Source organism: Vibrio sp. 10N.247.311.51 (assembly GCF_041467855.1).
In the GTDB taxonomy this organism is placed as follows: domain Bacteria; phylum Pseudomonadota; class Gammaproteobacteria; order Enterobacterales; family Vibrionaceae; genus Vibrio; species Vibrio coralliirubri.
Genome location: NZ_JBFSVK010000023.1, coordinates 1 through 25361 on the forward strand (window position 1 = coordinate 1; position 25361 = coordinate 25361).

19 protein-coding genes are annotated in these 25361 nt (G+C 43.5%); 9 read left to right on the forward strand and 10 right to left on the reverse strand.

Going from position 1 to position 25361, the window contains the following annotated elements; translation table 11 throughout:
• The 4 genes from AB6E85_RS18395 to fabV form a co-directional block, all read left to right on the forward strand.
• Positions 1 to 2078, forward strand: a 2078-nt coding sequence (locus tag AB6E85_RS18395) for a VCBS domain-containing protein (protein ID WP_372143564.1), incomplete at its 5' end; no start/stop codon positions are given.
• A 444-nt stretch (positions 2079 to 2522) separates the two neighbouring features.
• Positions 2523 to 3152 (forward strand): TetR/AcrR family transcriptional regulator, encoded by a 630-nt coding sequence (locus AB6E85_RS18400; RefSeq protein ID WP_017065403.1) that lies wholly within the window; start codon positions 2523 to 2525, stop codon positions 3150 to 3152.
• Positions 3153 to 3207: 55 nt separating this feature from the next.
• On the forward strand, positions 3208 to 5490 hold the full coding sequence (locus AB6E85_RS18405; RefSeq protein ID WP_372143566.1) for an acyl-CoA dehydrogenase: 2283 nt from the start codon (positions 3208 to 3210) through the stop codon (positions 5488 to 5490).
• Between the two features lie 209 nt (positions 5491 to 5699).
• Positions 5700 to 6902 carry an enoyl-ACP reductase FabV gene (gene fabV / locus AB6E85_RS18410; RefSeq protein ID WP_048664789.1) on the forward strand — a complete coding sequence of 401 codons (1203 nt, stop codon included), beginning with the start codon at positions 5700 to 5702 and terminating at the stop codon, positions 6900 to 6902.
• Positions 6903 to 7217: 315 nt separating this feature from the next.
• Here the strand turns inward: fabV and AB6E85_RS18415 are convergent, their stop codons facing one another.
• Positions 7218 to 8900: an aspartate:alanine antiporter gene (locus AB6E85_RS18415; protein WP_017060395.1), complete on the reverse strand. Its 1683-nt coding sequence runs from the start codon at positions 8898 to 8900 to the stop codon at positions 7218 to 7220.
• Positions 8901 to 9149: 249 nt separating this feature from the next.
• On the reverse strand, positions 9150 to 9413 hold the full coding sequence (locus AB6E85_RS18420; protein ID WP_009847069.1) for a GrxA family glutaredoxin: 264 nt from the start codon (positions 9411 to 9413) through the stop codon (positions 9150 to 9152).
• Positions 9414 to 9819: 406 nt separating this feature from the next.
• On the opposite strand from AB6E85_RS18420, the gene AB6E85_RS18425 reads away from it, so the two are divergent.
• Complete coding sequence (locus AB6E85_RS18425; RefSeq protein WP_372143568.1) at positions 9820 to 11112, forward strand: iron-containing alcohol dehydrogenase; 1293 nt, start codon at positions 9820 to 9822, stop codon at positions 11110 to 11112.
• Positions 11113 to 11235: 123 nt separating this feature from the next.
• Here AB6E85_RS18425 and AB6E85_RS18430 read toward each other — a convergent pair whose 3' ends face one another.
• The 5 genes from AB6E85_RS18430 to AB6E85_RS18450 all read right to left on the reverse strand — a co-directional run bounded on the left by AB6E85_RS18430 (position 11236) and on the right by AB6E85_RS18450 (position 16794).
• The gene (locus AB6E85_RS18430; protein WP_004734686.1) at positions 11236 to 12090 is read right to left on the reverse strand and encodes a MurR/RpiR family transcriptional regulator; all 855 of its coding nucleotides are present in this window, start codon (positions 12088 to 12090) and stop codon (positions 11236 to 11238) included.
• A 359-nt stretch (positions 12091 to 12449) separates the two neighbouring features.
• Positions 12450 to 14093: a pyridoxal-dependent aspartate 1-decarboxylase PanP gene (gene panP, locus AB6E85_RS18435; protein ID WP_372143570.1), complete on the reverse strand. Its 1644-nt coding sequence runs from the start codon at positions 14091 to 14093 to the stop codon at positions 12450 to 12452.
• 118 nt (positions 14094 to 14211) lie between these two features.
• On the reverse strand, positions 14212 to 14739 hold the full coding sequence (locus AB6E85_RS18440) for a hypothetical protein (protein WP_017065407.1): 528 nt from the start codon (positions 14737 to 14739) through the stop codon (positions 14212 to 14214).
• A 174-nt stretch (positions 14740 to 14913) separates the two neighbouring features.
• Entirely contained in the window at positions 14914 to 15819 is a 906-nt protein-coding gene (locus tag AB6E85_RS18445) for a lysine exporter LysO family protein (protein WP_372143572.1), read from the reverse strand.
• A 54-nt stretch (positions 15820 to 15873) separates the two neighbouring features.
• Entirely contained in the window at positions 15874 to 16794 is a 921-nt protein-coding gene (locus tag AB6E85_RS18450) for an HDOD domain-containing protein (RefSeq protein ID WP_050643191.1), read from the reverse strand.
• 358 nt (positions 16795 to 17152) lie between these two features.
• Here AB6E85_RS18450 and AB6E85_RS18455 point away from each other — a divergent pair, with 358 nt between their 5' ends.
• Complete coding sequence (locus AB6E85_RS18455) at positions 17153 to 17734, forward strand: TfoX/Sxy family DNA transformation protein (RefSeq protein ID WP_017060401.1); 582 nt, start codon at positions 17153 to 17155, stop codon at positions 17732 to 17734.
• Positions 17735 to 17884: 150 nt separating this feature from the next.
• Here the strand turns inward: AB6E85_RS18455 and AB6E85_RS18460 are convergent, their stop codons facing one another.
• From AB6E85_RS18460 to AB6E85_RS18470, 3 genes are all read right to left on the reverse strand, one after another.
• Entirely contained in the window at positions 17885 to 18427 is a 543-nt protein-coding gene (locus tag AB6E85_RS18460) for a hypothetical protein (protein ID WP_372143574.1), read from the reverse strand.
• Positions 18428 to 18714: 287 nt separating this feature from the next.
• Complete coding sequence (locus tag AB6E85_RS18465; protein WP_122082471.1) at positions 18715 to 19212, reverse strand: response regulator; 498 nt, start codon at positions 19210 to 19212, stop codon at positions 18715 to 18717.
• Positions 19205 to 21148, reverse strand: coding sequence for an ATP-binding protein (locus AB6E85_RS18470; protein ID WP_372143576.1), 1944 nt, complete (start codon positions 21146 to 21148; stop codon positions 19205 to 19207). Before AB6E85_RS18470 ends, AB6E85_RS18465 begins: the two co-directional genes overlap by 8 nt.
• 183 nt (positions 21149 to 21331) lie before the next feature.
• On the opposite strand from AB6E85_RS18470, the gene AB6E85_RS18475 reads away from it, so the two are divergent.
• The 3 genes from AB6E85_RS18475 (at position 21332) to AB6E85_RS18485 (ending at position 25352) form a co-directional block, all read left to right on the forward strand.
• Positions 21332 to 22594: a DUF945 family protein gene (locus AB6E85_RS18475; RefSeq protein ID WP_372143578.1), complete on the forward strand. Its 1263-nt coding sequence runs from the start codon at positions 21332 to 21334 to the stop codon at positions 22592 to 22594.
• A 163-nt stretch (positions 22595 to 22757) separates the two neighbouring features.
• Complete coding sequence (gene serC, locus AB6E85_RS18480; RefSeq protein WP_017065411.1) at positions 22758 to 23852, forward strand: 3-phosphoserine/phosphohydroxythreonine transaminase; 1095 nt, start codon at positions 22758 to 22760, stop codon at positions 23850 to 23852.
• A gap of 351 nt (positions 23853 to 24203) precedes the next feature.
• On the forward strand, positions 24204 to 25352 hold the full coding sequence (locus AB6E85_RS18485; RefSeq protein WP_061039212.1) for an extracellular solute-binding protein: 1149 nt from the start codon (positions 24204 to 24206) through the stop codon (positions 25350 to 25352).
• Positions 25353 to 25361 lie beyond the last annotated feature (9 nt).

Consider the following 25361-nt stretch of genomic DNA (forward strand, 5'->3'; position numbering starts at 1 on the left):
TTGACGGAACCACAAGTGAAGTGACCATCACCATCAACGGTGCCGATGATCCGTCGGAGATCACCGTTGGAGAAGGTGACTCTGATATGGGTGAGGTGACGGAAGATGTCGATGTCGATCCTGAAAGCAATGACTTGATGGCGACGGGAACACTGACGATTACTGATGTAGATGCCAATGATGTTGCGGCCTTTGAACCGAACGGAACGTTTAATCCAGAAGGTTCGACCAATGATACCGCGTTAGGTATGTTGACCATAACCGATGATGGCGAATGGACGTACGTTGTAGATAACGATGATGTGCAATATCTTGATGACGATGAGTTCGTTACTGAGGTTTACACGGTTACTGCGATTGACGGAACCACAAGCGAAGTGACGATTACCATCAATGGTGCCGATGATCCATCTGAGATTACCGTTGGTGAAGGTGATTCTGATATGGGTGAGGTGACGGAAGATGTTAATGTCGATCCTGATACCAACGAACTTTCAGCGTCAGGTACTTTAACGATTACTGATGTCGACACGAGTGACATGCCCGCCTTTAAACCTAATGGTGTGTTTACCCCTATTGGGTCTACTTATGCACTTGCTTTGGGTATGTTAACGATTACTCCAGAGGGCGCATGGAGTTATGTCGTTGATAACGATGCGGTTCAATACTTGAATGATGATGACACGGTTATTGAAAGATATGTGGTAACCGCGATTGATGGTGTAGAGCATGTTATCGAGATAACAATCAATGGTGTCAATGACGCACCTGAAGCGACCAGCTTTACGGTCGTTAATGATGAGGACGCGATTATACCTATTCTCTTCGATTCTGAAGATGGCGGCATGCCAGATTATATCTCGGATATAGAAGATGACCATGACGACATTCCGCTTAATATTCGAATCGAAAGTTTGCCAACCAACGGCAGCCTTTTGTATACCGATGAAAATGGCGTCACGAGAGAAATCGTACAGTCTGATGTTGATAATGGTGAGTTGTTTGTTCCGAACAATATCAGTTTTGTAGCTGGGCCTGGAGAAATGTTTGAAATGGGCTTTAGTGGCGATCCTGAGGATATGCCAGAGCTTGTTGATGGTTTCTATAATTGGGGGGTGGAAGTTTCACCAACAGAGAGACTTATTACGCTAGATAACGGTAATACGATTACACTAACGATCGAAGATAACAATAATAAACCGTTGAAGCAGTATCAAGGCGAACAATCTCATGTTGGTTTTGGTATTGGTGATACCGATGGTAGAGGTATGAACAAACAGGAGACCTTGGTCCTCGACTTTACTAATAATCCATTAGAGGTTGTTGATTTTGGTTTAGATGGGTTGGGTGGTTCATTTAACACTGATAGTAATGTTTATGTTGAAGTGCTCTATACCTTTGCTGATGGCACTACTCAGACGGAGCAATATCAAAAAGATCCAGGAGATACAGGGAATAGCCAAATTCTGTATGATTTTAGTTATTCTTCACCAGACAATCCGATTGTTGGGATGGAGCTGTCATCGACAGGGGGCAGTTGGGAGTTACGCTATGTCCAAGGTAACGAGGCGGTAACTGAAGACCCGCAGTTTGATTATGTCGCGGTCGACTCTAATGGTGCAGAAAGCGCGGTAGAGACGGTCACCATAGATATCGAAGAACCGCAGCAATATAACGTTATTAGTGCTGCGAGTAATGAACCTTTGTATGCCGAGTCTGGCAACGATCTGCTTATTGGAGATAGCGGAGACAACATCTTCACTTGGCTAGACTCTGCGCTCGACAACGGTACTGATATTATTAAAGATTTCGAGCTTTATACAGGTGGTTCTGGGGATCTGATTGACCTCAATGATTTGGTCGAAGACCCTCAAGATGAGACTCAAATGGCCGAGCTACTTGATGCGATTGAGGTCTCTGTCGACGGAGAAGATATCGCGTTGTCCATTCCAATCAATGGAGGGGATGATGTCCAAACTATCGTTGTTGAGGGGATTGCGACTGAACTGGGTGGTTCGGTTGACCTAGGTAATGACCTAGCCGTGCTGGGAGAGCTGATAAAAAATGATGCTGCTTAATTAGATAATGTGAAAGGTTCTAACGCTTAACGTAAGAAAAGCCCTCGATTTCGGGGGCTTTTTTGTGTCGAGTACCCGCTAAAGAAAAGGTATCGGAACAACACACAAAAAAAAGCCCAAACCAACGTGGTTTGGGCGGATACAAGTATAGGAGTTAATAAGGAAAATGCAGTAATTAAGAAAGCAGTGAGAAGAACAAGTTTGACGGCCTGTTAAACTTCTAAATACGCTGTTTTCTACCTAATTTATGACTCTCCATTTCTATTTCAGTTCCAAGAAAATTCATTATTTTTTTCTTTTTTTGTAAACACACAGCGATTCAATCGGTTAGTGCTGAGTTTTACTAACTGGTACGACCAATTTGTGAAAATGTGATGTTGCTTGCTTGTTAAATAAATGTACTGAGCGTATATTTCAAACAGTTGTTTAATACGAGTGATTGAAATGGCACCAAGAAGTACAACCAAAGACAAAATCTTAGATGTGGCTGAAGGCTTATTTGCTGAGCACGGTTTTAATGACACCTCTTTACGTACGATTACGAGTAAAGCGAATGTCAACTTGGCTTCAGTGAACTATCACTTTGGCGATAAGAAGACTCTGGTTCGTGCAGTACTCAATCGTTACTTAGAAGCATTTATGCCAGCACTGCAAGATGCATTAGTGAACTTAAACTTGAACGAAACGTATTCTATGAGTGACGTGTTTGAGTCTTTGAGACAGCCACTAAGAGCACTTAATGATGTTAGGCCAAATGGTACAAGCCGATTCATGTTACTTATCGGCAGGGGGTATACGGATGTGCAAGGGCATCTACGTTGGTTCATTACCACTCGTTATAGCGAAGTACTTTCTTTGTTTACGACGTCAGTAATGAAGGCAAATCCGAACCTCACTCAAGAACAGTTATTTTGGCGATTACACTTCACCCTAGGGACTTGTGTATTCACCATGGCATCGAGTCAAGCTCTGGTAGAAATTGCAGAGAATGACTATGACAGAAAGATTGATGCTAAGGCAGTGGTCGATATTCTTATTCCATATCTTGCCGCTGGCATGTCAGCAGAAGAATAAAACAATAAAAAGCGAAACATTCACAACCAATATAGTGAACAAAAGGATCTGAACTATGAGCTCTCTAAGACAAAAATGGGTAAGTGACCCAGCTTTTAAACTCTTTAAAAAAGTACTACCACCACTATCTAGCACTGAGAAAGAAGCGATGGAAGCGGGTAGCGTGTGGTGGGACGGAGAGCTGTTTTCTGGTAAACCAGATTTCACTAAGCTTCACCAATACCCAAAACCTCAGCTGACAGCAGAAGAGCAATCGTTCATGGATAATGAACTTGAAACTTTGCTTGCTATGCTTGATGACCACCAAATTGTAAAAGAAGATCGAGACCTTCCTGAAGAGGTATGGACCTTCTTACGTAAAGAGCGTTTCTTTTCGCTAATTATTGCAAAAGAGTATGGCGGTCGTGAATTCTCAGCACATGCAAACTCAACCATCGTAACTAAGATTGCGACTCGTAGTATCAGTACTGCGGTTTCGGTAATGGTTCCAAACTCTCTAGGTCCTGGTGAGCTATTGTCTCACTACGGTACTCAAGATCAAAAAGACTACTGGCTACCTCGTCTTGCTGACGGTACCGATATCCCATGTTTCGCACTAACAGGCCCTGAAGCAGGCTCTGATGCGAGCGGTATCCCTGACGTCGGCACTGTGTGCATGGAGATGCATGAAGGTAAAGAGACACTAGGCATCAAGCTTAACTGGAACAAACGCTACATTACGCTAGCACCAGTTGCGACGGTACTTGGTTTGGCTTTCAAACTGCACGATCCAGAAAAACTGCTTGGTGATAAAGAAGATATCGGTATCACGTGTGCGCTAATTCCGGCTGATCATGAAGGTGTTGTGATTGGTGAGCGTCATGATCCACTTGGTCTTGCATTCATGAATGGTCCAACACGCGGTCACGATGTGTTTATCCCAATGGAATGGCTAATCGGTGGCGCAGATTACGCAGGTAAAGGTTGGCGTATGCTGGTGGAATGTCTGTCTGCAGGTCGTGGTATTTCACTACCAGCACTTGGCACAGCGATGGGTCACCTAACGGCAAAAACAACCGGTGCGTACGCTTATGTTCGTAAGCAGTTTGGTATGTCGATTGGTAAGTTTGAAGGTGTTGCAGAGAGCCTAGGCCGTATTGGTGGCTTAACGTATCTACTGGAAGCAACTCGTACATTGACAACTACTTCTCTCGACATGAAAGAGAAGCCGGGTATCGTAACCGCTATCGCTAAATATCACATGACAGAGATGGCACGTACTATTCTAAATGACTCAATGGATATCCACTCGGGTCGTGCAATCCAAGATGGTCCTATGAACTACTTGGCAGCGCCTTATCTAGGTATCCCTGTTGCTATTACAGTAGAAGGTGCAAACATCCTGACTCGTAACCTGATGATCTTTGGTCAAGGTGCGACACGTTGTCACCCATACGTACTGAGCGAAATGGAAGCGGCAGCAAACCCAGATGAGAAGCAAGGTGCGAAAGACTTTGATAACTTGTTATTCAAGCACATTTCACACGCGACTAAAAACACGTTCGGTGCTTTTGGTGCGGCACTAACTGGCTCTAAGTTCATTAAAGCCGACATGAGTGGCCCAACTAAGCCGTACTACCAAGATCTGACTCGTTTGAGCCGTGCACTTGCAGTAAGTGCGGATTTCGCAATGCTGACGCTAGGTGGAGAACTGAAACGTAAAGAGCTTATCTCTGCACGTTTGGGTGATGGTCTAAGTTACCTATACATGGCATCTGCAGCACTTAAGAAGTATGAAGACGAAGGTCGTCAACAAGCTGACCTAGACTACGTACACTACGCGGTTCAACACTGTTTCCATAATGCAGCTAAGTCGCTACAAGAAGCGTACAGAAACTTCCCGAACAAGATGGTTGGGAAAGTGCTAAAAGGGTTAGTTTTCCCTGTTGGTAACCACTTCGAAAAACCAAGCGACAACCTAACGGTGCAACTAGCTGAAAGCTTGATGACTCCGGGTGCACACCGTGAACGTCTGACTCATCTTTGCTACATCGGTAAAGAAGAAGAGGATAGTGTTGGTCTGATGGAGAACGCGTTCAATGCGATGTACGGCATTAAGCCTCTTGAGCGTAAGATCTTCAAAGCAGTGAAAGAGGGCAAAGTGGCTCGTAAAGGCTTACTGCAAGACAAGTTAGCTCAAGCACTTGCTGCTGATGTGTTAACGCAAGAAGAAGTCGACCAAATTGTGGCTGCCGATAAACTGCGTTACGCTGCGATTCAAGTTGACCACTTTAGTCATGACTTTAGTGAAACTTTGACGCGAAAAGAGTTAAAACCTAAGCTAAATAGCGTTGCTTAGATAAAGAAACGATAAAAGGCACCTAATTAGGTGCCTTTTTTGTTTTTGTCGTAGAAGTCGCAATAGATGCGTTAACAAATGGTGACTTAGTCAGCAAATATCAGCTGAGTGCTCCAACCACTTGCATTTTCACCACATTTTTACAGAAATTAGATGCCATTTGCGTACGAAACTTTTATCCTTAACCTGATTTTTTAAGGAAGTTGAATATGATCATCAAACCTCGAATTCGCGGATTCATCTGTACTACAACACATCCAGTCGGTTGTGAAGCTAATGTAAAAGAACAAATTGCTTACACAAAAGCTCAAGGCCCAATCGCAAACGCACCTAAGCGTGTACTAGTTGTTGGCTCTTCAAGTGGCTACGGCTTGTCTTCACGTATTGCGGCTGCATTTGGTGGCGGCGCTTCAACTATCGGTGTTTTCTTTGAGAAAGCCGGTACTGAGAAAAAGCCGGGCACAGCTGGTTTTTACAACTCAGCGGCGTTCGACAAGCTAGCTAAAGAAGAAGGCCTGTATTCAAAAAGCCTGAACGGCGATGCTTTCTCTAACGAAGCGAAACAGAAAACGATTGACCTGATCAAAGAAGATCTAGGCCAAATCGATATGGTTGTGTACTCACTGGCATCTCCAGTGCGTAAAATGCCAGAGACTGGCGAAGTGATTCGTTCAGCTCTAAAACCTATCGGCGAAACGTACACATCAACAGCGGTTGATACCAACAAAGACACTATCATCGAAGCAAGTGTTGAGCCTGCATCTGAAGAAGAGATCAAAGACACTGTTACTGTAATGGGCGGTGAAGATTGGGAACTTTGGATCAACGCTCTATCTGAAGCCGGTGTTCTAGCTGACGGTTGTAAGACTGTTGCTTACAGCTACATCGGTACTGAACTAACGTGGCCAATCTACTGGGATGGCGCGCTAGGTAAAGCTAAGATGGATCTAGACCGTGCAGCCTCAGCGCTGAACGAGAAACTAGGCCAAACTGGCGGTACTGCAAACGTTGCTGTTCTTAAGTCTGTTGTAACTCAAGCAAGTTCTGCAATCCCTGTTATGCCTCTTTACATCGCTATGGTGTTCAAGAAGATGCGTGAAGAAGGTATTCACGAAGGTTGTATGGAACAGATCTTCCGTATGTTCAGCCAACGTCTATACAAAGAAGACGGCAGCGCGCCAGAAGTAGATGAAGTGAACCGTCTACGTCTAGATGACCTTGAGCTTCGCGAAGACATCCAAGACCACTGTCGTAACCTATGGCCTCAAATCACAACTGAGAACCTAAAAGAACTGACTGACTACGTAGAGTACAAAGAAGAGTTCTTGAAGCTATTCGGTTTCGGTGTTGAAGGTGTTGATTACGAAGCTGATGTTAACCCAGCTGTTGAATTTGATGTAGCTGACATCTAATTCAAATAATCGAATCAAAACGAAATAGGCGCTCATTGAGCGCCTATTTTTTTGCTCATAAGTAGATGAGGGATTCGAGTGGCGAGATGCGAAAAGACTTAAGAGCGAATGAGAGATTCGAGTCGCGGGATACGAAGAGATTTAATAACGGATGAGATATTCGGGTGACGAGATTCGAAAAGAATTTAGAGCAGATATGGGATTCGAGGTTCGACGAACTCTAAGAGCAAGTGAGAGAAAAGAAGTCATAAAAAATGCACTAACCCAAAGATGAACTAGTGCATTTAAAATATCTAATCTATAACGCTGAATAAGCTAGCTAATTATGATGATGAAAGTACCTGCTAAGGTCATCAAAATATTGGCTATCGCATAAGTACCTGCGTAACCCAGAGCTGGAATGGTTGAGCGAGCATGGTCGTTTACGATGTCCATCGCTGGAGCGCAAGTTCGCGCACCAATTATCGCACCAAACAGTAGGGCTCGGTTCATCTTCAATACGTAAGCGCCAACCAAGTACGCGAAGAATACTGGCAAGACACTGACCACCAGAGCGATACCTATTACCTGCGGACCAACTTGGGTTAAGTGCTCAAATATCTTACCACCGGCGCTCAATCCGATACCGACCATAAAGAACATCAAACCGAGGTCTTTGACCATGTTCAGAGCACCTTGAGGCACATAACCGAAAGTAGGGTGGTTCGCTCGTAGGAAACCAAGCATGATGCCCGATAGAAGCAGGCCAACTGCGTTACCTAGTCCAAACGACACCTGACCGAATGTCATGGTGATCAAACCAAACAAAATACCCAAAATGAAGAAGCTACAGAAGGCCATCAAATCCGCCATTTGGCTGTGGATTGAGATGAAACCAATTTTCTCTGCTAGGCCGTGCACACGACTCTTTTCGCCACTCACCTGCAGTACATCACCCTTAGACAGCACGATGTTTAAGTCCATCGGCATTTCAATTTGAGCTCGTACTACGCGGTTAAGGAAACAGCCATATTCAGACAGGTTTAAGTCTGATAGGCGTTTACCTGCGATGCTGTCACTTTTAACGACGATCTCTTCTTCCACGATACGCAGGTCGAGAAGGTTACGGTCGAAAACCTCTTTACCGTTACGGAAACTTGGGTCTAGGCGAGCGTGGCTGTCTGGGAAACCAACCAATGCGATCTCATCGCCTTCTTGCAAAATTGCATCACCATCTGGATGGGCAAGAATACCATTACGTCTAATACGCTCGATGTAACAGCCTGTTTGGCGATAGATGCCCAGTTCACGCAGGTTCTTACCGTCAGTCCAAGAGATAAGCTCTGGGCCCACTCGATAAGCACGAATAATGGGTAGGTAAACCTTACGCTGACCTGAAGCGCCTAAACCACGTTCTTGGGCGATTTGCTCTGCCGAGTCGTGTAGGTTTACTTTTTGAAGCTTTGGAATCAAGCGTGCAAACATAATCATACTGATTAAGCCAACCAAGTAAGCCATCGCGTAACCCACTGATAGGTTTTCGATAATCAGGCTCAAATCCATATTTCTTGGTAATTCTGCAAGCCCAGAATTCAGAGCATCTTGAGCACCTACCAATATCGGCGTTGCTGTTAAGGCACCCGCCATCATACCAGCGGATAAACCAAACCCGAGGCCAAGGTAATGACTACTGAAATAGGTTAAAGCAATTGCGGTAGAGAGAACCACAAGGCTCAGAATGAGGTAGTGCTTACCATCTCTGAAGAAGATACCGAAGAAGTTTGGTCCAGCTTCAATGCCAACACAGTAGATGAACAGCATGAAACCAATGGTGAGCGCATCTGCGTTAAAAGAAAAGCCAAGATGTCCCATGATAAGGGAAGTAATCAAAACACCGATTGAGTTACCAAGTTGGAGGCTACCGAAACGAATTTTACCAATGGCTAATCCAATCGATAAAACAACAAAGATGAGGAGAATGGGGTTTTGTTCTAACAGAAAAACAACGTCGATATTCACGGTGGTCGCTCAATAATTAGCGTGGAACACAGGGTAAGTTTGAGATGTGAATTGTATCTAAATATAAATAAATTATAAGCAATATTTTGCTAATTTACTTGATTTTGACCTTATTCTTATTCCGTATGAAAACTGGTCATAAAAAAGCCCGCTAAAGTGAGCGGGCTTTCTATAAATCGTACAGTCTAACGCCTAAATGGGCTAGCTGTTTAAGGCCTTAGCCTCGATTCTCGTCTGAGAAATCCTAGCTTAGTCAAAAAGACCTAGGTTTTCTTTTGCGTATGCTTCAAATTCTGTGCAGCCGCCGATGTGGTCTTGGTCGATGAAGATTTGTGGCACTGTGTCTACAGGTTTGCCAACAGTCTTCTCTAGATCAGCTTTGCTGATACCTTCAGCGTGGATGTCAACGTAACGGTAGTTGAAGTCATCGCGTTTAGCTTTAAGAGTTTCAGCATGCTCTTTTGCACGAACACAGAATGGGCAAGCAGGGCGACCAAAAATAACTACAAACATTTAATTTCTCCTAAATACGGGATGAGGCTCGTTAACTCGATTATGTTAACTATTCTTTAGTGAATGCCACTCAAAATTTCTTAAAACCAACTATGCCTCAATGCCATGGGGAAATAAAGATGGAATTACCTCTTAATACAATAGGTTTTGTCTATCAGAGCAAATAATGGTCACAAAAAGGAACCATGCTGATTTCTGATGGGTATCTAGATTGATTACCCTTAATTTAAGAGTGTGAATTACCCCTAGAAATACGACATTAATCTATCTTTAATGCGACAAGTTGCACCTCGTCAAAAAAAGCGCATACAGAACGAGGCATCTTAATACTGATGCACGATATAAAGGCTAAATTCCAATAACCAAGAGTTCGCAATTTTGTTCGGTCATAGGCGCAGGAGGCACCATGTTTCAATTTATGACATCTACAAAGATCATCTTTGGTGATGGAGCACTTTCCGCTTCATTGTCTCTCTTTAATCAATACGGCTACAGCGTGCTATTGGTTACAGGCAATACATTAGAGCGCACTTCAATTGTTACTGACTATCTGGATGCGCAGAGTATGCGTTATCAGCACATTGCCATTTCTGGTGAACCTAATATTAAAATGGTGGAAGAGGCGGCTATTTCTGCACGTCGATTTAAGCCAGATATGGTCGTCGCGATGGGTGGTGGCAGTGCCATCGACATGGGCAAAGCGTTAGCCGCGGTTTTACCTAATCAAGGCAATTTATATGACTATGTTGAAGTGGTCGGGCGTAATGTTCCTCTTAAAACCAAACCACTTCCGTTTATCGCTATTCCAACTACGGCGAGTACCGGCGCCGAGGTTACTAAAAACGCGGTGCTGAAATCAGGCCAAGACCAAGTGAAAATCAGCCTTAGAAGCCCAGATATGCTGGCTGACGTTGCGATTGTCGACCCAACCCTAACTCATGGAACTAATCTTTATCTATCTGGACGAGGTGCGATGGATGCCTTTACTCATCTAATGGAAGCCTACGTGTGTGGTGAGCCGAATCCGTTAACCGATATGATTTGTGAAGAAGGGCTGCGTAAGTTGAGTGGTTCTGTGGTTAAAGCGTGTGTTTATGATGAGCCTCAAGCGCGTTCTGATCTTGCTTTCGCTTCTATGCTCGGTGGAATGGCGATAACCAATGCCAAGCTTGGCGCAGCCCATGGTTTAGCCTCCGCACTAGGAGGTAAGATTTCTGCGCCTCATAGTGTGATTACCGCGCGTTTAGCGCCGTTTGTGATGTTGGAGAACATAGCCGTTACAAAAGAGCAGCAAAGAAGCGACATCCTAGCGCGTTATCAGCGAATCGCTCAGATAGTGACAGGTAACGTAGAAGCAACAGAAGAAGACGCAATTTCTTGGTTGTCGGAAGTGCTTGATACGCTTAAGTTACCCAACTTGCTGGAGTTTGGTGTCTGTGAAGCCCAGTTTGATGAGGTGTCTGCCGATGCGCTCAAGTCAGTGGCGATTAAAGGAAACCCTTTGCCATTGAACCAAGAGAGGCTCGTGCATATTTTGAAGCAGGTATGCGAGAAGTGCAGTTGTGGAGAAGGGCATCATGAGGGAGCTTCAATGAATCAAATTGGCCATGAACCTGCTGTCGAGTCGAGCTTTACCATTATCAATTCTTATGCGTCCGAGAACAGCGTGGTTGAGAAGGGTAATAGTTGGACCATCTAATAGTCTTCAATCTGCTCATTGTATAAACTATTTTAAACAGACAAATAAAAACGGAGCGCTAGGCTCCGTTTTTTAATTTAACTTGTTCTCTGGTCATCTGTTTTCAATTCATGACTTAGCTGATTAGAACTGAGAGTACTTCTCGTAACGTGAATCACGAAGTGACTCTTTGACGCGCTTTAGGTTCTCTCTAAAACCAGAGCCACGACGAAGCGTGAAGCCTGTCGCTAGCACATCGATAACCGTCATCTGAACAACGCGGCTTGCCATTGGCATGTAAACGTCAGTGTCTTCTGGAACATCCAGAGAAATAGACAACGAGCTCGCTTTATCCAGTGGAGAATCTTTTGCTGTGATAGCAATAACTGTCGCACCGTTTTCACGCGCTAAGTTTGCAATCTCAACTTGGCTTTTAGTGCGGCCAGTATGAGAGATAAGAACAATAACGTCGTTATCACTGCAGTTAATGCAGCTCATTCGTTGCATCACAATGTCTTCGAAACACGTGATTGGGATATTAAAACGAATGAACTTGTTTTGAGCATCTTTGGCGACAGCAGAAGAGGCACCCAGTCCGAAGAATGAAATGCGTTTTGCTTGAGTCAGCAAGTCAACCGCACGGTTTACTTGCATCGCATCTAGACTGTTTTTAGCAACGTCTAGACAAGCCATAGTTGATTCGAAAATCTTATGCGTATAAGCATCTGGACCATCATCTTCTTCAACATTACGGTTCACGTAAGGTGTACCGTTCGCCAAGCTTTGAGCTAGGTGAAGTTTGAAGTCAGGGAAGCCCTTTGTGTCTAATCGACGACAGAAGCGGTTAACTGTAGGCTCACTCACGTCAGCCATTTTAGCTAAGGTAGCAATGCTAGAATGAATTGCAGTTTGAGGGGAAGCCATAATTACTTCGGCTACCTTACGCTCAGACTTGCTGAAATTTTCCAGGTTTTTTTGTATTTTTTCTAATGTATTCATAGTGTTCACAAGGGTATAGAGAACAACTTGCTAGTTAATATCTTTTACCAGGGGGTATGGCTGAAGCAAATATCAGTAAACACAAAACCAAATGTATATTTGGTATCGTAAATACTGCTGCGTCAAATAGATATCAAGCTAACTAGCACCATAGAGTCAGTATAAACCCAACATACTATTTACTAATACAAAAACAGGGCATGAATGCTTAAGAATATGACAAACCTCAACAAAATTTTAGAAAACTACAGAATTGGAAGAGAGTTTGAGCAAAAAGAATGCAAAATGAGTATGAACTGACAGCTTAGTTACATCAAAAAGAAAGAAATTTTCAATTTGATGCAACTAAAATTGAATGACTATGCGTTGATTTGCGTAACCAGTTTGTTGATTTTGCCCATCAAGTTTGGTGCTAGTTTAGAGATCTCACGTTGTTCTTCAAGCACTGATGAAAGAATGTCATTGCCTGTTAGTGGGTTTGCTAACACCACGCGGAAAACGATGATCGGCTGATGTGCCCATGCTTCAGGGTTTAAGCGTGTACGGGACACGAAAGACTTACCTGTTTCACGCTGCTTCTTCTGAATAAACTTAGTCAACTCATTGAGCAACTCATTCAGTTCGACACGATGTTCAGGCTCAGCTTTAAGCAGGGCAGCTTTGACTGATTCAGGTACATAGCGATAAGTCAGTAGGCAAAGCTCAGGTTCTGAAACCAGTTCGAAGTCGTTCTGATCTTTAATTAGGTCGGCAAAGTAGCGCGCTTTGTTGATGCTTTGGTCGATCAGCAGTTCATAGCCTGGGCGGCTAATGATGTGCATTGCGGCGTAAACCAACATTGCCATGCCTGAACGAGAACCTTCTAACGTATGGCTACCTAAATCTTTTGAGCCTTTACGAAGAATGTATTGAGCATGATGTTCAATCGCTGTCATCGCATCTGGCTTCTTAAACAGAACCATGCCCGCACCCATAGGGATATAAAGCTGTTTATGCGCATCAATCGTGACTGAATCCGCCAGTTCAATACCATCAAGCAGGTGACGATGATTGTTAGACATCAGAGTCGCACCGCCCCAAGCAGCATCAACGTGGAAATGACAATCGGATTCGGCACACACCTCGGCAATGTCTCTTAGCGGGTCGATATTACCGGTTTCGGTTGTACCAGCCACACCAATGACGGCGAAAGGTTTGATCTTGTTCTTCTTGAGTTGCTCAATCTTGAGTCTTAGATCATCAGTACAAATACGGTTGTCGTTATCTGTTTTAACAGACACTAGACCTTCTTGACCAATACCAAGAACATCCGCGGCTTTTTTCAGAGAGTAATGACCACGTTCAGAGACTAAGATGGCAAGGCCTTCGTAGTCGTAGTGCTTCATGGCTTTAAATAGGCCTTCTTTTTCTACACCTTTGAACGAACCTTGCGCTTTTAGTGCGTTGTTACGTGCAACCCAAAGCGCCGTAATGTTCGCGATGGTACCGCCAGAACAAAACGCACCTAAAGAGTGGTTTGCGCTGTGCATCCAACGAGAATAAAACTGGTCGCTATCTTGATAAATCAGGCGATGTAACATGCCCAGAACTTGACGTTCTAGGGGAGTGAAAGCTTTTGAGGTCTCGATTTTTACTAGATTCTGATTCAACGCAATCATGATTTTTGAAAGCGGCATCAGGAAGTACGGCAACGCAGAGGTCATGTGGCCAATAAAACTTGGCGAAGACGTGTGAACCGAATGAGACACAAGAGAATCGAGGAGATGCTCAGTATGTTCAGAAACAAACTCAGGCTGCTCTGGGATATGAGCATTTGAAAAATCTTTCTCAATTTCACGCAGCGGCTTTTCTTCAGCCACAATATGTTCACGTAAGAATTGATTCAGGTTTCGTGAAAGTTTGTCTTCAATTTGAGTGAGTGTTGAATCTGGGCCTTCAGGTACCGTGAAGATACGTAGAAGACTGTCGAAGCTAACATCTGCTGTTTTTTGTTCCGTAACCATAGCAAGCGAGTTATTTTTCTAATATTGACGCGAGCGGGACAATCTAAACGAAAACGGGAACAATGTCCCGTCTTAATTATGAAATCCAACTTCTCAAAAAAGCATATTAAATGCGGGGTTATTTACACTTAATCGCTTCAAGTTTACTGATCGACTGGTTGTAACGCTGCAGCGCTGAGTCGATTTGCTTAGGGTGGCTAAGCAGCTCTGCAAAGGCAGAACGTAGCTCGTAGTTTTGAGCGTGAGGCGTTGATTGGCGGTCATCGAACGTTGTTTTCGCGATTTTACCAAGCTCATCATCACGTGTTGATAGCGTTTTAATGTCGTGTTGCTCAAGTTGCAACCAACCTTCTACAGGTTGCTCTGTTGCCACTTTGCTTGAATCGTTCACAAGGTAGTAGTTAACCGCAGCACGGTTAAGCTCAAAGTGGTGCTTACGGCCTTCTAGGAACCACTCACTCACTTCTGTTAGCTCTGGATATTGCTCAGAGGTTAATGCAGCAAGGTCGGCATACCAATTCAAAGAAGCGTCGATGTACGCATCATATTTTTTTGCTTGGCACTGGTTTGTCTCAGACATTGAATCTGCTGCAAAAGAGAAAGTAGAAGTTGAAGCTAGCAGTAATGCGACGCAAAGGCGTTTCATAGTGGTTCCTTTTGTAAGTTTATTCTTTTTATAACTTTGTCGTTACAGGTTACCGTGATCGTTATTTGTTGAGCAATGACACTTAGTGTCTTTTTATTTCGGTAACTGTATCGGTGTCTTGGGCATTGGTATTCGAGTTGCATTCTAATCTAAAACAAACGCTATTCCTGCGATCTAGTTAGCAAGAGATACAAAGAACAACATCAATATCGGAACAAGCAAGCTTAAGATAAAGCCACTGACGATAGCGATAGGCACACATCGAACGCCGCCTGTTGTTTGAATGACCGGTAGGGTGAAGTCCATTGCAGTCGCACCAGCATAACCAATGGAAGTACATGGGTAGCTGCGAATCAGCACTGGAATCAGTACCAAGGCAACTAACTCTCTTAACAGCTCAAGCATGAAAGAAGCGCCGCCATAGACAGGGCCAAAGGCGTCACCCATTAAGATACCAGCCAGAGAATACCAACCAAATCCAGAAGACATTGCCAAGGCTTTGAACAGAGGGATATCTAGGATGTAAGCCGCGATGACACCACCTAACATTGAGGTGATGATAATGGTGATTGCGATAACCATGCCGTGCTTGTTGAGTAAGATCTGACGAAGTGTGAGTCCGCTATTACGCAGCTGAATGCCGATAAAGAACAGAAGAACAAACAGAATCCATTCGCTTGCGGTATCAACCCAATCAAGGCTAATAGGCAGCACTAAGCCAGCGATTAGCCCTGAACCTACCACTAGGATGAGTTTGGCAGATTCCATCGCCATAGAAGAGAGGGGAAGCTTCTTCTTGGTACTGTCGGTTTTGAGTGGCAATAACTTATCAATAGCGGGCAGTGCCATTAGGTTACAAACGCTTAAGCAGACAAAGAAAGTGACGGTATATAGAAGGATTGTCTGCAGATTACTGCCTAGGTTATCGAGGGCGGCTAAGCTTAGTCCCATCAACGCCAGAATCACGTAGATCAACCGCGATGTTGAGCGGTTGATAAATTCTAATGTCTGAGCGTTCGAAATTGCAAAAAGATACCCCACGACGAGTGGCGCAAATATAAAGATCATCCCTGTAAACATGCTTTCCCCATTGCATTTACTTCATATTACACTTACTTGTAATTTAACAGTGACTTAGAAGCCGCTAGTATTGATCACGTCGCTTAGCTTTGCATTAAAATCATGCTTGCTCAAGTTGCTTAATTTATAAAGCACCTCTGCACCTGTCACGTTCAGTTCAACTTCGTGATCATCGATGTTCTCATCCTTGTTTCTGAACATCAGCAGGTGGTTAGCGATTCGAGCGATATCCAAGTAAGACACTTCACGCTGTTCGTGGTTATTGATGGTATTGCTGCACACATCAATGAAGTCGCTGTCGAAGCCCCAACGGTTAAGTACTAATTTACTGGTAGCAGAACATTGGCCTTGGAAGATTTGTAGAGCGATGTCGTGATCTAGGTAATTGCCATTTTCGAGGTAGAGGTGGTATTCGCTAACCAAACAGAACAAACCAATGTCAGCCAGTAATCCAACAAGCAGAGATTTTTCATGTTCAAGGTAACGGTATTCAGTAGGGGAGAGCTCTTTGAAGCTGTTGGTAACAAGCACCATAGTAGCGCCTAGCTCTTTTGATACAGAAGCGCTCTGAACCAATAACTTATTACACTCTTTACTGAGGTTGACTGAGTGTTTGAGCTGCTCAATAGCCTGAGCCGTCACGATGTCACGTACTCTTAATATGCCAAGGCGCGACACAGCCGTCATGATATCAACACAAGTAATATTGCGTCGGTTAAAGACGACAGAGTTAGCCACACGAATGACAATAGCAGCGAGGCCTGGGTCTTCGAGTAAGCACTCGGCAACTTCAGCAATCCCAGTTGATTCAAGGGTACAAAGCGATTGAATCTTCAGTACAACGTTAGGGATAGGAGGAAGTGTTATTTTTCCCGCTGAGATAGAATGTCCAACAAGTTGGGCAAACTCTGATTCTAGACCCTTTAAGAGAAGAGCCTTATTTTGAGGTAGCCAGAAAAACGATAAATGATTCATATAAAAAGTAAAAACATGTATGTCTTGCCATTTTACAAGCCGCGATGCTGCGAGGCAATACTCATCCGTCCACATAACCTTTAATAATTTGAACCGGTGTATCACTAGGTGTCCAAATTCAAGCATGGTTTGATAGTTTACTGTGACGTCAATCATGAAAAACCAGAATACTCAATTGATTGATGTGAACTAAGTCCAGACTTATTTTTCTTTTCGAAGTATGATTTATTTAAAGGTGAAAAACGAAACCATAATATTCACCTATAGAATAATAAAATAGATTTAAAATTTTTCGCATAACAAGCTGCTTGTCTGGTGATCAACCTAATCGGGGTAATTTGATTAAGGATCAACGGATATGACCGAGACAGCATTTATTAATTACGTGAATCAATTTGGTGAGCATCAAAAACGTTCTATGTTCGGAGGTATTGGCCTCTTTCAAAATGACGCTATGTTCGCTTTATTGAGTGAAGGTTGTTTATTCATTAGAGGTGGAAAATCATTAGATAAAAAACTGACCGATCTTGATTGTGAAAAGTATCGTCATGTAAAGAAGCAGACAACAGCAACCGTAAACTATTACGACATTACGGATCTGTTTACCTGTGAACATCCTGAATTGGATAGTATTATTCGTACTTCAATCGATAATTCAATTCAGCAGCGTAGCTTCAAGAAATCATCAGCTAGCCGTAGATTAAGAGATCTACCAAACATGCAGCTTACGTTAGAGCGCATGGTTAAAAAGGCGGGTGTGGATGATGTTTCAATGTTTATGCAGTTGGGCGCGCCTGAAGTGTTTAATAAGGTTCGCGAAGCGTACGGAAACGATGTTGACCTAAAACTACTTTGGAAATTTGCGGGTGCAATTGATGGTATTCATTGGAAACTATTACAAGAGCCACGTAAGCAGCAATTACTAAAGAGCTGCCACTAAAGAAGTTTGCCTTATATGCTTAAGATTACTGTTAATAAATAAAAACCGAGGAATGTCCTCGGTTTTTTTGTTTCTGTCTTAGCCGGATTTCTTAAAAGACTAAGTATCAAAAGGCTAAGTGCTCGTTAAGAGCTAGCTTGGCTTTAAGTATTAGTACTTGAAGCGAGCAGTGAACATAAGTTGGTCACCGTAGAAGTCGTTAATACGAGCTTCAGCGCCTAGAGAGAAAAGCTCTGTAGAGTGGAAACGCGCGTAAACAGAACCTGTCCAATCATCGTTGTCATCGATAGAAACGTAACCACCTTTACCACCAACTTCTAGTTGTGGACCAAGCCATTGGCGAACACCAACGTTGATTTCCATACCGATATCAGTAGAGCTTGAGTTCTCAGGTTGAACGATACGAGCTAGCATTTCACCTGTTAGGTCTGACCAGTTGTTTAATGGAGCGTGGAAACCAAGACCTACAGCTGAGTCGTAATCGCCTTCAAATTCTGAATCGATACGTGCTATAGCGTGAGCGTTCGGGTGAATGGACTTACTGAACGCACCACCAAATGTTACTGGGCTAGCACCGATACGTGCTTCAAAGTAATCGTAGTTAAAGTTGCTCATTACCTGTGGTTGTTCATCAACAGCTAGTGCTTGACCAGAAGCCAATAGCATAGCGGTAGTAAGTAGAATTTTGCGCATAACGACCGTAAACCTATATTAGTGTTAATTCCTTTGGTTTGAGACAAATCGGCAAACCATAAACATTGAGACAGTTTAATCTAACTCACGGAAAAGTAATCCTTTAAAATGTAAAACCTTACTCATTTAGTTAAAAAACAAGCAAATTAAGGATCAGTATGTAACGGAGATCTCATGTTTTAGGGCGAATGAGAAAAATAGACGAGCGAATTATCCAAAATTTGTATGTGTTCGAACGGTTCTTATATCGGATGCCGCTTTTCTCCGTATCCATTAACCAATCAGTGCTATTCACCAAAACTGGTGCGTTTATCCGCCATTGAAGTCAGTATGCGCTCGGTATCTAAGATGGAAGTCCAGTTAAGCAATTGCTTGTCGTTGGCAATGACATAGTCAGTCAATTGTTGAGTAATCGTGCCTCTCAGTTGGTCGCCTTGCCAAGGTTTTGAAATATAGAAATCAAGTGCTGCGTTGTTAATGGCCGTGACGGTATCTTCTAGCCCAGCTTGCCCTGTGAGCAACAGCTTACGCGTTGGTTTAGTCGCGTCGTGTTGGTTGAGTTCGATCAGAAAATCGATGCCGGTCTCTTCTGGCATGATGTGGTCGCACAAGATTAACGCGAGCTTAATACCATCTTGTCCCATTTCTTTGATGACTTGCTTGGCTTCATCGACAGACTCAGCACCTTCAACCAGAAAGTTCTCTTCAAATATTGCCAAGTCCTGAAGGACACTATTGAGAACTTCAGGTTCATCATCGACACATAAAATTAGGTACTTATTCATGAGGTACTCCTTCTTGTTTGAATGGAAGCCACACTTGCATGTTTGTATGACTGCCTACCTCTGACTCCACCAAAATAAACCCTTGATGAGCCGAAACGATTTGTTGAGAAATGGATAACCCAATCCCTAAACCAAAGTTGCCTTCTTTTTTGGTCGTGAAATTTGGGTTGAAAATGGTGTTGATGTCTTCTTTGGCAATGCCGTGGCCAGTATCGGAGATTTGCACCACAAGAAACGTGTCGTCGCCTTTTGTCTGTTGAGAAGTGGTGATGGACACTTTTCCTCGTTCAGAAAGGGCATCGAGCGCGTTGGAGATAAGGTTGGTCCACACTTGTTGCAGTGATAGCGACTGGCACAATAAAGGCGGTAAGTCGGTGTCGTAATGCTTCTCTAATTGGTGATGTTTGAGCCTGTTTTCAAAGATCACTAAGGTATCTTCAAGCCCTTCGTGGATATCTGTGTAGTGGCGAACTTCTTCATCTTCTCTAGCATAGCTTTTTAGGCTTTTGACCATATCGGCAATACGCTTGCTGCACACTTGAATTGAGCGGATAGAGTTTCCAACATAATGGTAATGCTCTAAGTCATTGAGCAGCTCTTTGCCTGCGACAGGGGACTCTTTTAATGTGTTTAGAACCGTAGAGTCTTGGCTTAGGTTTAGTCTCACGGCTTTTTTTGCTAAAGCACGGTCATCAATCGTCGACGTAAGATGCTTTACGAGCTGTCTTTCTTGAGCCGTCGATAGTGGCTTAGCTAACTTTGAATGTGCCAGTACGTCAGTCCCTTTATTGGACTCTGGAACGGATAGGTTTGCCAATATCTGGTCGAGATGTTCTGACAGAGTTTCGATGCTTCTTAATATGGCTGCAATCGGGTTATTTAGCTCATGTGCGACTCCCGCGACTAGCTGCCCGAGCATCGCCATTTTCTCTTTTTCGATCAGTTGTTGATGTGCAGACTCTAATGATTCTAGTGTTTGTTGCAGTTTGATCTTATTGGTGATGCTGCGTTGCAAACGTCGATTAAAATGACGGAGCAATAGATTGGTAAATAAAGGCAGCAGGGTATTGTTTGAGTGCATCACCTGAGCAAAGCTATCTTTATCCAGCTTGATTACACGTGTTTGCGTTAGGGTGATCGCGGTAGAAAACGAAGGCTCGCCTGTCACAAATGACATCCCTCCGACAATATTCCCCTTGGAGTGACGTACCACTTCCCGCTGTTGCCCGAGTTCATCTTTCTTATATAGAGCCGCTTCACCTTCAATGATCAGCCATAAAAAGCGATTGTCTTCGCCTTCCACAGTGAGCAGATGTTCGGGCGAGTAATCACGAATGGCTTTGGTTTTGTCATCTTTTGAAAACACATCTTGTAAGGCACTGACGACACGCTCTGCAAGGGCATTATCAGAAAGCTGGTGGTAGTCGTGAATGAAACCCGATTGGAAAGAGTGAATCTTTTGCTCAATGTGCGCTCTGAGTAAGCGCTGTTGATCCAATGCATCGCTGTAAGAGAGCAGGTTTTCTGAGTCGTATTGGATAACAAAAGAAGTAAGCTCTTTTTGTGCTGATTTGAATAGAACCTGATCTTGAACCGGTTTGGTTAGACAGTGGTTGAGCCTGCCTTCATTTACAGCGGTTAGAATGGATTGAATGTCTGACGAAGCGCTGACTAATATCGTTCTTGCGGTATTACTATGGGGCAGCTGTTCAAGTTCAATCAGAAATTGCACGCCATTAAATTCAGAATGATGATGAGTGATCACCAAGGCTACGGTTTGGTTGTGATCATGAATATCTTCTAATGCGTGATGAGCATCTTCTATGTTCTCGGCAGTATAAATATCGAATACAGAAGCCAACGGAGCCAGCTCCGAACGTATTCTTTCAATGCTAACCGGATTATTGTCCAAACAGATAACAGCGTATTGATTCACAGCTCAACCTTAATAGTAGCGACGTCTCTAGCCTAGCAAGAACCGCCTAATAAGGATGAGAGCTAGCCGTTAATTTATTGAGGCAATCGAAGTATCGAGCAATAGACTGATTTAACTCAATGTTTCTTGTTTGCTACTGATGGGTTAGACTAAAAAAAACAGACACGTGTAGAAAGAGAACTCATGGAACAGTTAAGAAAAATTGGTGCAATTGGCGGCGCAATCTCATTGGCACTTTGTTGGCCACTAGCGGTTGGCCAAATTGGACAAAATGCAATTACCGATGGCGTTGCAAAGCTTAACAATTCAAGCATTCAAGCTGAGATCGTGGAATACGATAGAGGTTACTTGTCTTCCAACGTAACCACACGTCTAACTGTGACGGATGAAAACCTGAAAGAGCAACTTGCGATTGATGGGCTGCTGAGTGAGTTTGTCATCAACAGTGCGGTTAGCCACGGTTTGGTGAGCTTAAATGCACTGTCGACGTTTGAGAATACCGATATTCTGCCTTTAACTCTGACTACCAGCACTGAGCTAAACGGCAACACTGACTTTAACTTCGAGTTAAGCCAGTTCAATCATCAAGGTTCTGATGAGAATGGTACGTCGGTATCGATCACTAAATCGAATCTTTCTGGCCATGCGACTGTTTTAGGTCAAGTTGATTACGAGCTTTCAATCCCTTCAGTTCAAATTGATTTTGAAACCGGTGAAGAGGTAACGCTGTCTAATCTGAAAGGTGTGGGTTCAGGCCAGCAAGCGAAAGGCTACTGGTTAGGTACTCAGAATTTTACTATCGATAGCTTCTTGGTTTCAGACTCTGCAATGCAGCCTTTCATGACCATTGAAAACTCTAAGTACGATTTTGAATCACATCTAGATGAAGCAACTAAGCGTCTGCGCAGCAACCTCAAGCTGGATATCGCAAACATCGAGACCAGTGAAGGCCAGTTGAACAACCTAAACGTCGATTTTGAAATGTCGAAGTTGGATAGCGAGTCGTTTGAGAAAATCTTTGAGATTTACCAATCTAATCCTGTGATGACGCAAGAAGACGTTGCAGAGATCATTCCATTTATCGATATCTTGTTTGCTAAAGGTTTCGACCTTTCAATGAACAACATGTCACTAGAGCTAGGTAAAGGGCAGTTCGAATCTAAGTGGTTGGTGAGCGTACCGGAAGGGACAGAAAACATCAGCAGCAACCCTTCGATGATCATGCCTGCATTAACGGGTAACGTTCACTCTAGCTTTTCAAATGAACTTGTTGAAGAGTACCCATTCATCCGTGAAGGTATCGATGAATTGCTTGTGATGGAAATGATCAAGGAAACAGAAAGTGGTTATGAAATCAGCGCTGACTTAGAAAATGGAAACCTAGTGTTCGAAAATGGACAAGAAATTCCATTAATCGCTCTACTTATGCCGGTTTTTGTTCAATAAACAGAGCAGGCTTGAATACTGATAGGGTGATTTAGCAGGTTAAGCTTAAACATTTTATACGGTACAAAACAAAAGAGGTCTTAAGACCTCTTTTGTTGTTTTTATGTTGGGTAAAACATGGTATTACTTGCATAGTTATTATTTAGCAGGAGCAATCATCCCCATGGAACTTACATTAGATAACGTATTCAACTTCAGTGCTGGCCCAGCTGCACTGCCTAAACCGGTAATGAAACAAGCGCAAGCGGACTTTATTGATTGGAATGGTTTAGGGACTTCCGTGATGGAAATCAGCCATCGCAGCAAGGAATTTATTCAAGTTGCTGACGAGTCCGAACAGGACCTGCGTGATCTTCTGAACATCCCAGACAACTACAAAGTTCTTTTCTGTCAGGGGGGCGCTCGTGCTCAATTCGCTGCTGTTCCTCTAAACCTTTTAGGTGACGCGACCAAAGCGACTTACATTGATGCGGGTTACTGGGCAGAAAGTGCAGTGACTGAAGCGAGCAAATATTGCGAAATCGATGTATTCAACGCGAAGACGTCAATTGATGGCAAAGCAGCGGTTGTTCCAGCTAAAGATTGGAAAATCGACCCGGAAGCGGCGTATGTACATTTCTGTCCAAATGAAACCATCGATGGTATTGAAATCAGCGAGCTTCCTCAAACGGATAAGCCAATCGTAGCAGATATGTCATCTAACATTCTGTCTCGTAAGATTGATGTGTCTCAGTACGGTGTTATCTACGCGGGCGCACAAAAGAATATTGGCCCAGCGGGTATCTGCATTGCAATCGTACGTGATGATCTACTCGAACTCGCAAACGACGTGTTGCCGAGTATTCTGAACTACAAAGTGCTTGCTGAAAAAGACTCAATGTTCAACACACCACCAACGTACGCTTGGTACCTATCAGGCCTTGTGTTCAAGTGGCTGAAAGCTCAAGGTGGCGTTGAGGCGATGGAGTTGGTGAACAAAGAGAAAGCAGCGCTGCTTTACGATGCAATCGATAGCTCAGCTTTCTACAAAAACGATGTTCACACTGCAAACCGTTCTAGAATGAACGTGCCGTTCCAACTGGCGAAACCTGAGTTAGATGGCAAGTTCCTAGAGTTGGCTGATGCTGCAGGTCTGAAATCACTGAAAGGCCATAGAGCAGTAGGTGGAATGAGAGCTTCACTTTACAACGCAATGTCTCTGGAAGGCGTTCAAGCGCTGGTTAGCTTCATGAAAGATTTCGAAGAGAAGTACGCTTAATCGATGACAGGGCTTTGACCGATAAATTGCTTATTTGATTTTTATTGTGTCGAATGCACCGAACGAGATAAATGCCGCTTTTGCGGCATTTTTTTTGTCGTTAATAATAAAGGGTATGGTATGTTGATTTATTGTAAGAACAGTCATCCAGAGATATGACGGATGTATCGGAATGAGCAGACCTTTCTCTTAAAGCGAGAGTACCAACTGTTTTTTAGACACTTTTTACTATATAACGTGTCGCCCAAAACTGAATATCTAATCATGAGCTGCGAGCAATAAGCCGCATCGCCCGGTTTATTGGTGGGCAATTAAAATCCAACGTCTAATTTTTACCACAAGGAATCAAGTGTGAGGTTATTGAGTCTATTTGCGATGCTATTTCCAGCCGTTGCTTGTTCGTCCACACTTGAAATATGGGCTGGTATTAATTATGAAACGGCCGATTATGTAAAAGAACATATCGAAGCGATGACGGATCATCGTGTAGAAATTCGTTCGTTTGACGTCAACAGTATTCGTTCTGAACTTCTTGTCGCTGATCCTAGAGACAATACCTTTCCCGACGCTATTTGGGTTCCTTCTGATTTCTTAGGTCTAACTGAATATATCGATTTAGCGACACTTCCTGAGGCCTGGGTAGATACCCAACGTTATGAGAAAAAAGCGCTCGATGCGGTGGTCATCAATGGTGAGCTTAAGGCGTTACCGGTTGGTATTGGAAACCAGGTCGTTCTGTATTCGAGCAAGCCTCAAGCGCAAGTCGTGACATGGGAGAGCCTAATTGAACGCTCTGCTCAGTCCGATCAAGTGAGTGTGCTTTTTCCCAATCCAAACATGTACTTCTATCTAGCTTTCTATCAGCTTTTTTCTGAAGACTTATTGTCGTCGAAGAATGTTAACGGTGAAGGGTTAGTTGCCATTTTTGATTTCATCGATTTGTTGCAGCAGAAAAAAGTCATCGAATCATCGTGCAGTGATATTTGCGCGAGGCAGAGATTCATCAATGGGGAAGTCGAGTTTTTGATTGACGGTGATTGGGCGTTCAGCGAACTCGATGCCGCTTTTGGTCGAGATTTGTACATCAATTCGTTGCCGACCTACCGTGGTGAAAGTATGTCTTCATTTAGTGGCGCAAAGATATTTGCTGTCACGGAAAAAGGCATGCAAGACCCAGATAAGAAATTGGCTTTGAAAGAAGTCGTTCAATACCTGCAATCAAACAGTTTCACCTATTTAGCTCACTCGAGTGCCATGGTTTCGCCGTTTTATGAGGTTAATCAACGCCGCGTTGAGGAAGGTAACCAGACATTTTCAAATATGTACGATGAGTTTCAAGCATCGCAAATGATGTCGAGTGACTACAAGATGGCGATCGTTTGGGAGGCATCGGCTCGGGCGTATCAACGTTACAAGTCAGGGATGCCAAAGAGTGAACTGCATAAGTTTTACAATGATTTTGTTCAATATTACTCGGCGAATATGAGGGTAAGAGATTGAAGCTATCAT

What these genes read in the sequence shown, in the direction of transcription:
- AB6E85_RS18475 (WP_372143578.1), top strand. Translation starts at nt 21,332, where the DNA reads ATGGAACAGTTAAGAAAAATTGGTGCAATTGGCGGCGCAATCTCATTG.
- fabV (WP_048664789.1), top strand. Translation starts at nt 5,700, where the DNA reads ATGATCATCAAACCTCGAATTCGCGGATTCATCTGTACTACAACACAT.
- AB6E85_RS18430 (WP_004734686.1), bottom strand. Translation starts at nt 12,090, where the DNA reads ATGAATACATTAGAAAAAATACAAAAAAACCTGGAAAATTTCAGCAAG.
- AB6E85_RS18460 (WP_372143574.1), bottom strand. Translation starts at nt 18,427, where the DNA reads ATGCGCAAAATTCTACTTACTACCGCTATGCTATTGGCTTCTGGTCAA.
- AB6E85_RS18465 (WP_122082471.1), bottom strand. Translation starts at nt 19,212, where the DNA reads ATGAATAAGTACCTAATTTTATGTGTCGATGATGAACCTGAAGTTCTC.
- AB6E85_RS18425 (WP_372143568.1), top strand. Translation starts at nt 9,820, where the DNA reads ATGTTTCAATTTATGACATCTACAAAGATCATCTTTGGTGATGGAGCA.
- AB6E85_RS18440 (WP_017065407.1), bottom strand. Translation starts at nt 14,739, where the DNA reads ATGAAACGCCTTTGCGTCGCATTACTGCTAGCTTCAACTTCTACTTTC.
- AB6E85_RS18450 (WP_050643191.1), bottom strand. Translation starts at nt 16,794, where the DNA reads ATGAATCATTTATCGTTTTTCTGGCTACCTCAAAATAAGGCTCTTCTC.
- AB6E85_RS18445 (WP_372143572.1), bottom strand. Translation starts at nt 15,819, where the DNA reads ATGTTTACAGGGATGATCTTTATATTTGCGCCACTCGTCGTGGGGTAT.
- panP (WP_372143570.1), bottom strand. Translation starts at nt 14,093, where the DNA reads ATGGTTACGGAACAAAAAACAGCAGATGTTAGCTTCGACAGTCTTCTA.
- AB6E85_RS18420 (WP_009847069.1), bottom strand. Translation starts at nt 9,413, where the DNA reads ATGTTTGTAGTTATTTTTGGTCGCCCTGCTTGCCCATTCTGTGTTCGT.
- AB6E85_RS18400 (WP_017065403.1), top strand. Translation starts at nt 2,523, where the DNA reads ATGGCACCAAGAAGTACAACCAAAGACAAAATCTTAGATGTGGCTGAA.
- AB6E85_RS18405 (WP_372143566.1), top strand. Translation starts at nt 3,208, where the DNA reads ATGAGCTCTCTAAGACAAAAATGGGTAAGTGACCCAGCTTTTAAACTC.
- AB6E85_RS18455 (WP_017060401.1), top strand. Translation starts at nt 17,153, where the DNA reads ATGACCGAGACAGCATTTATTAATTACGTGAATCAATTTGGTGAGCAT.
- serC (WP_017065411.1), top strand. Translation starts at nt 22,758, where the DNA reads ATGGAACTTACATTAGATAACGTATTCAACTTCAGTGCTGGCCCAGCT.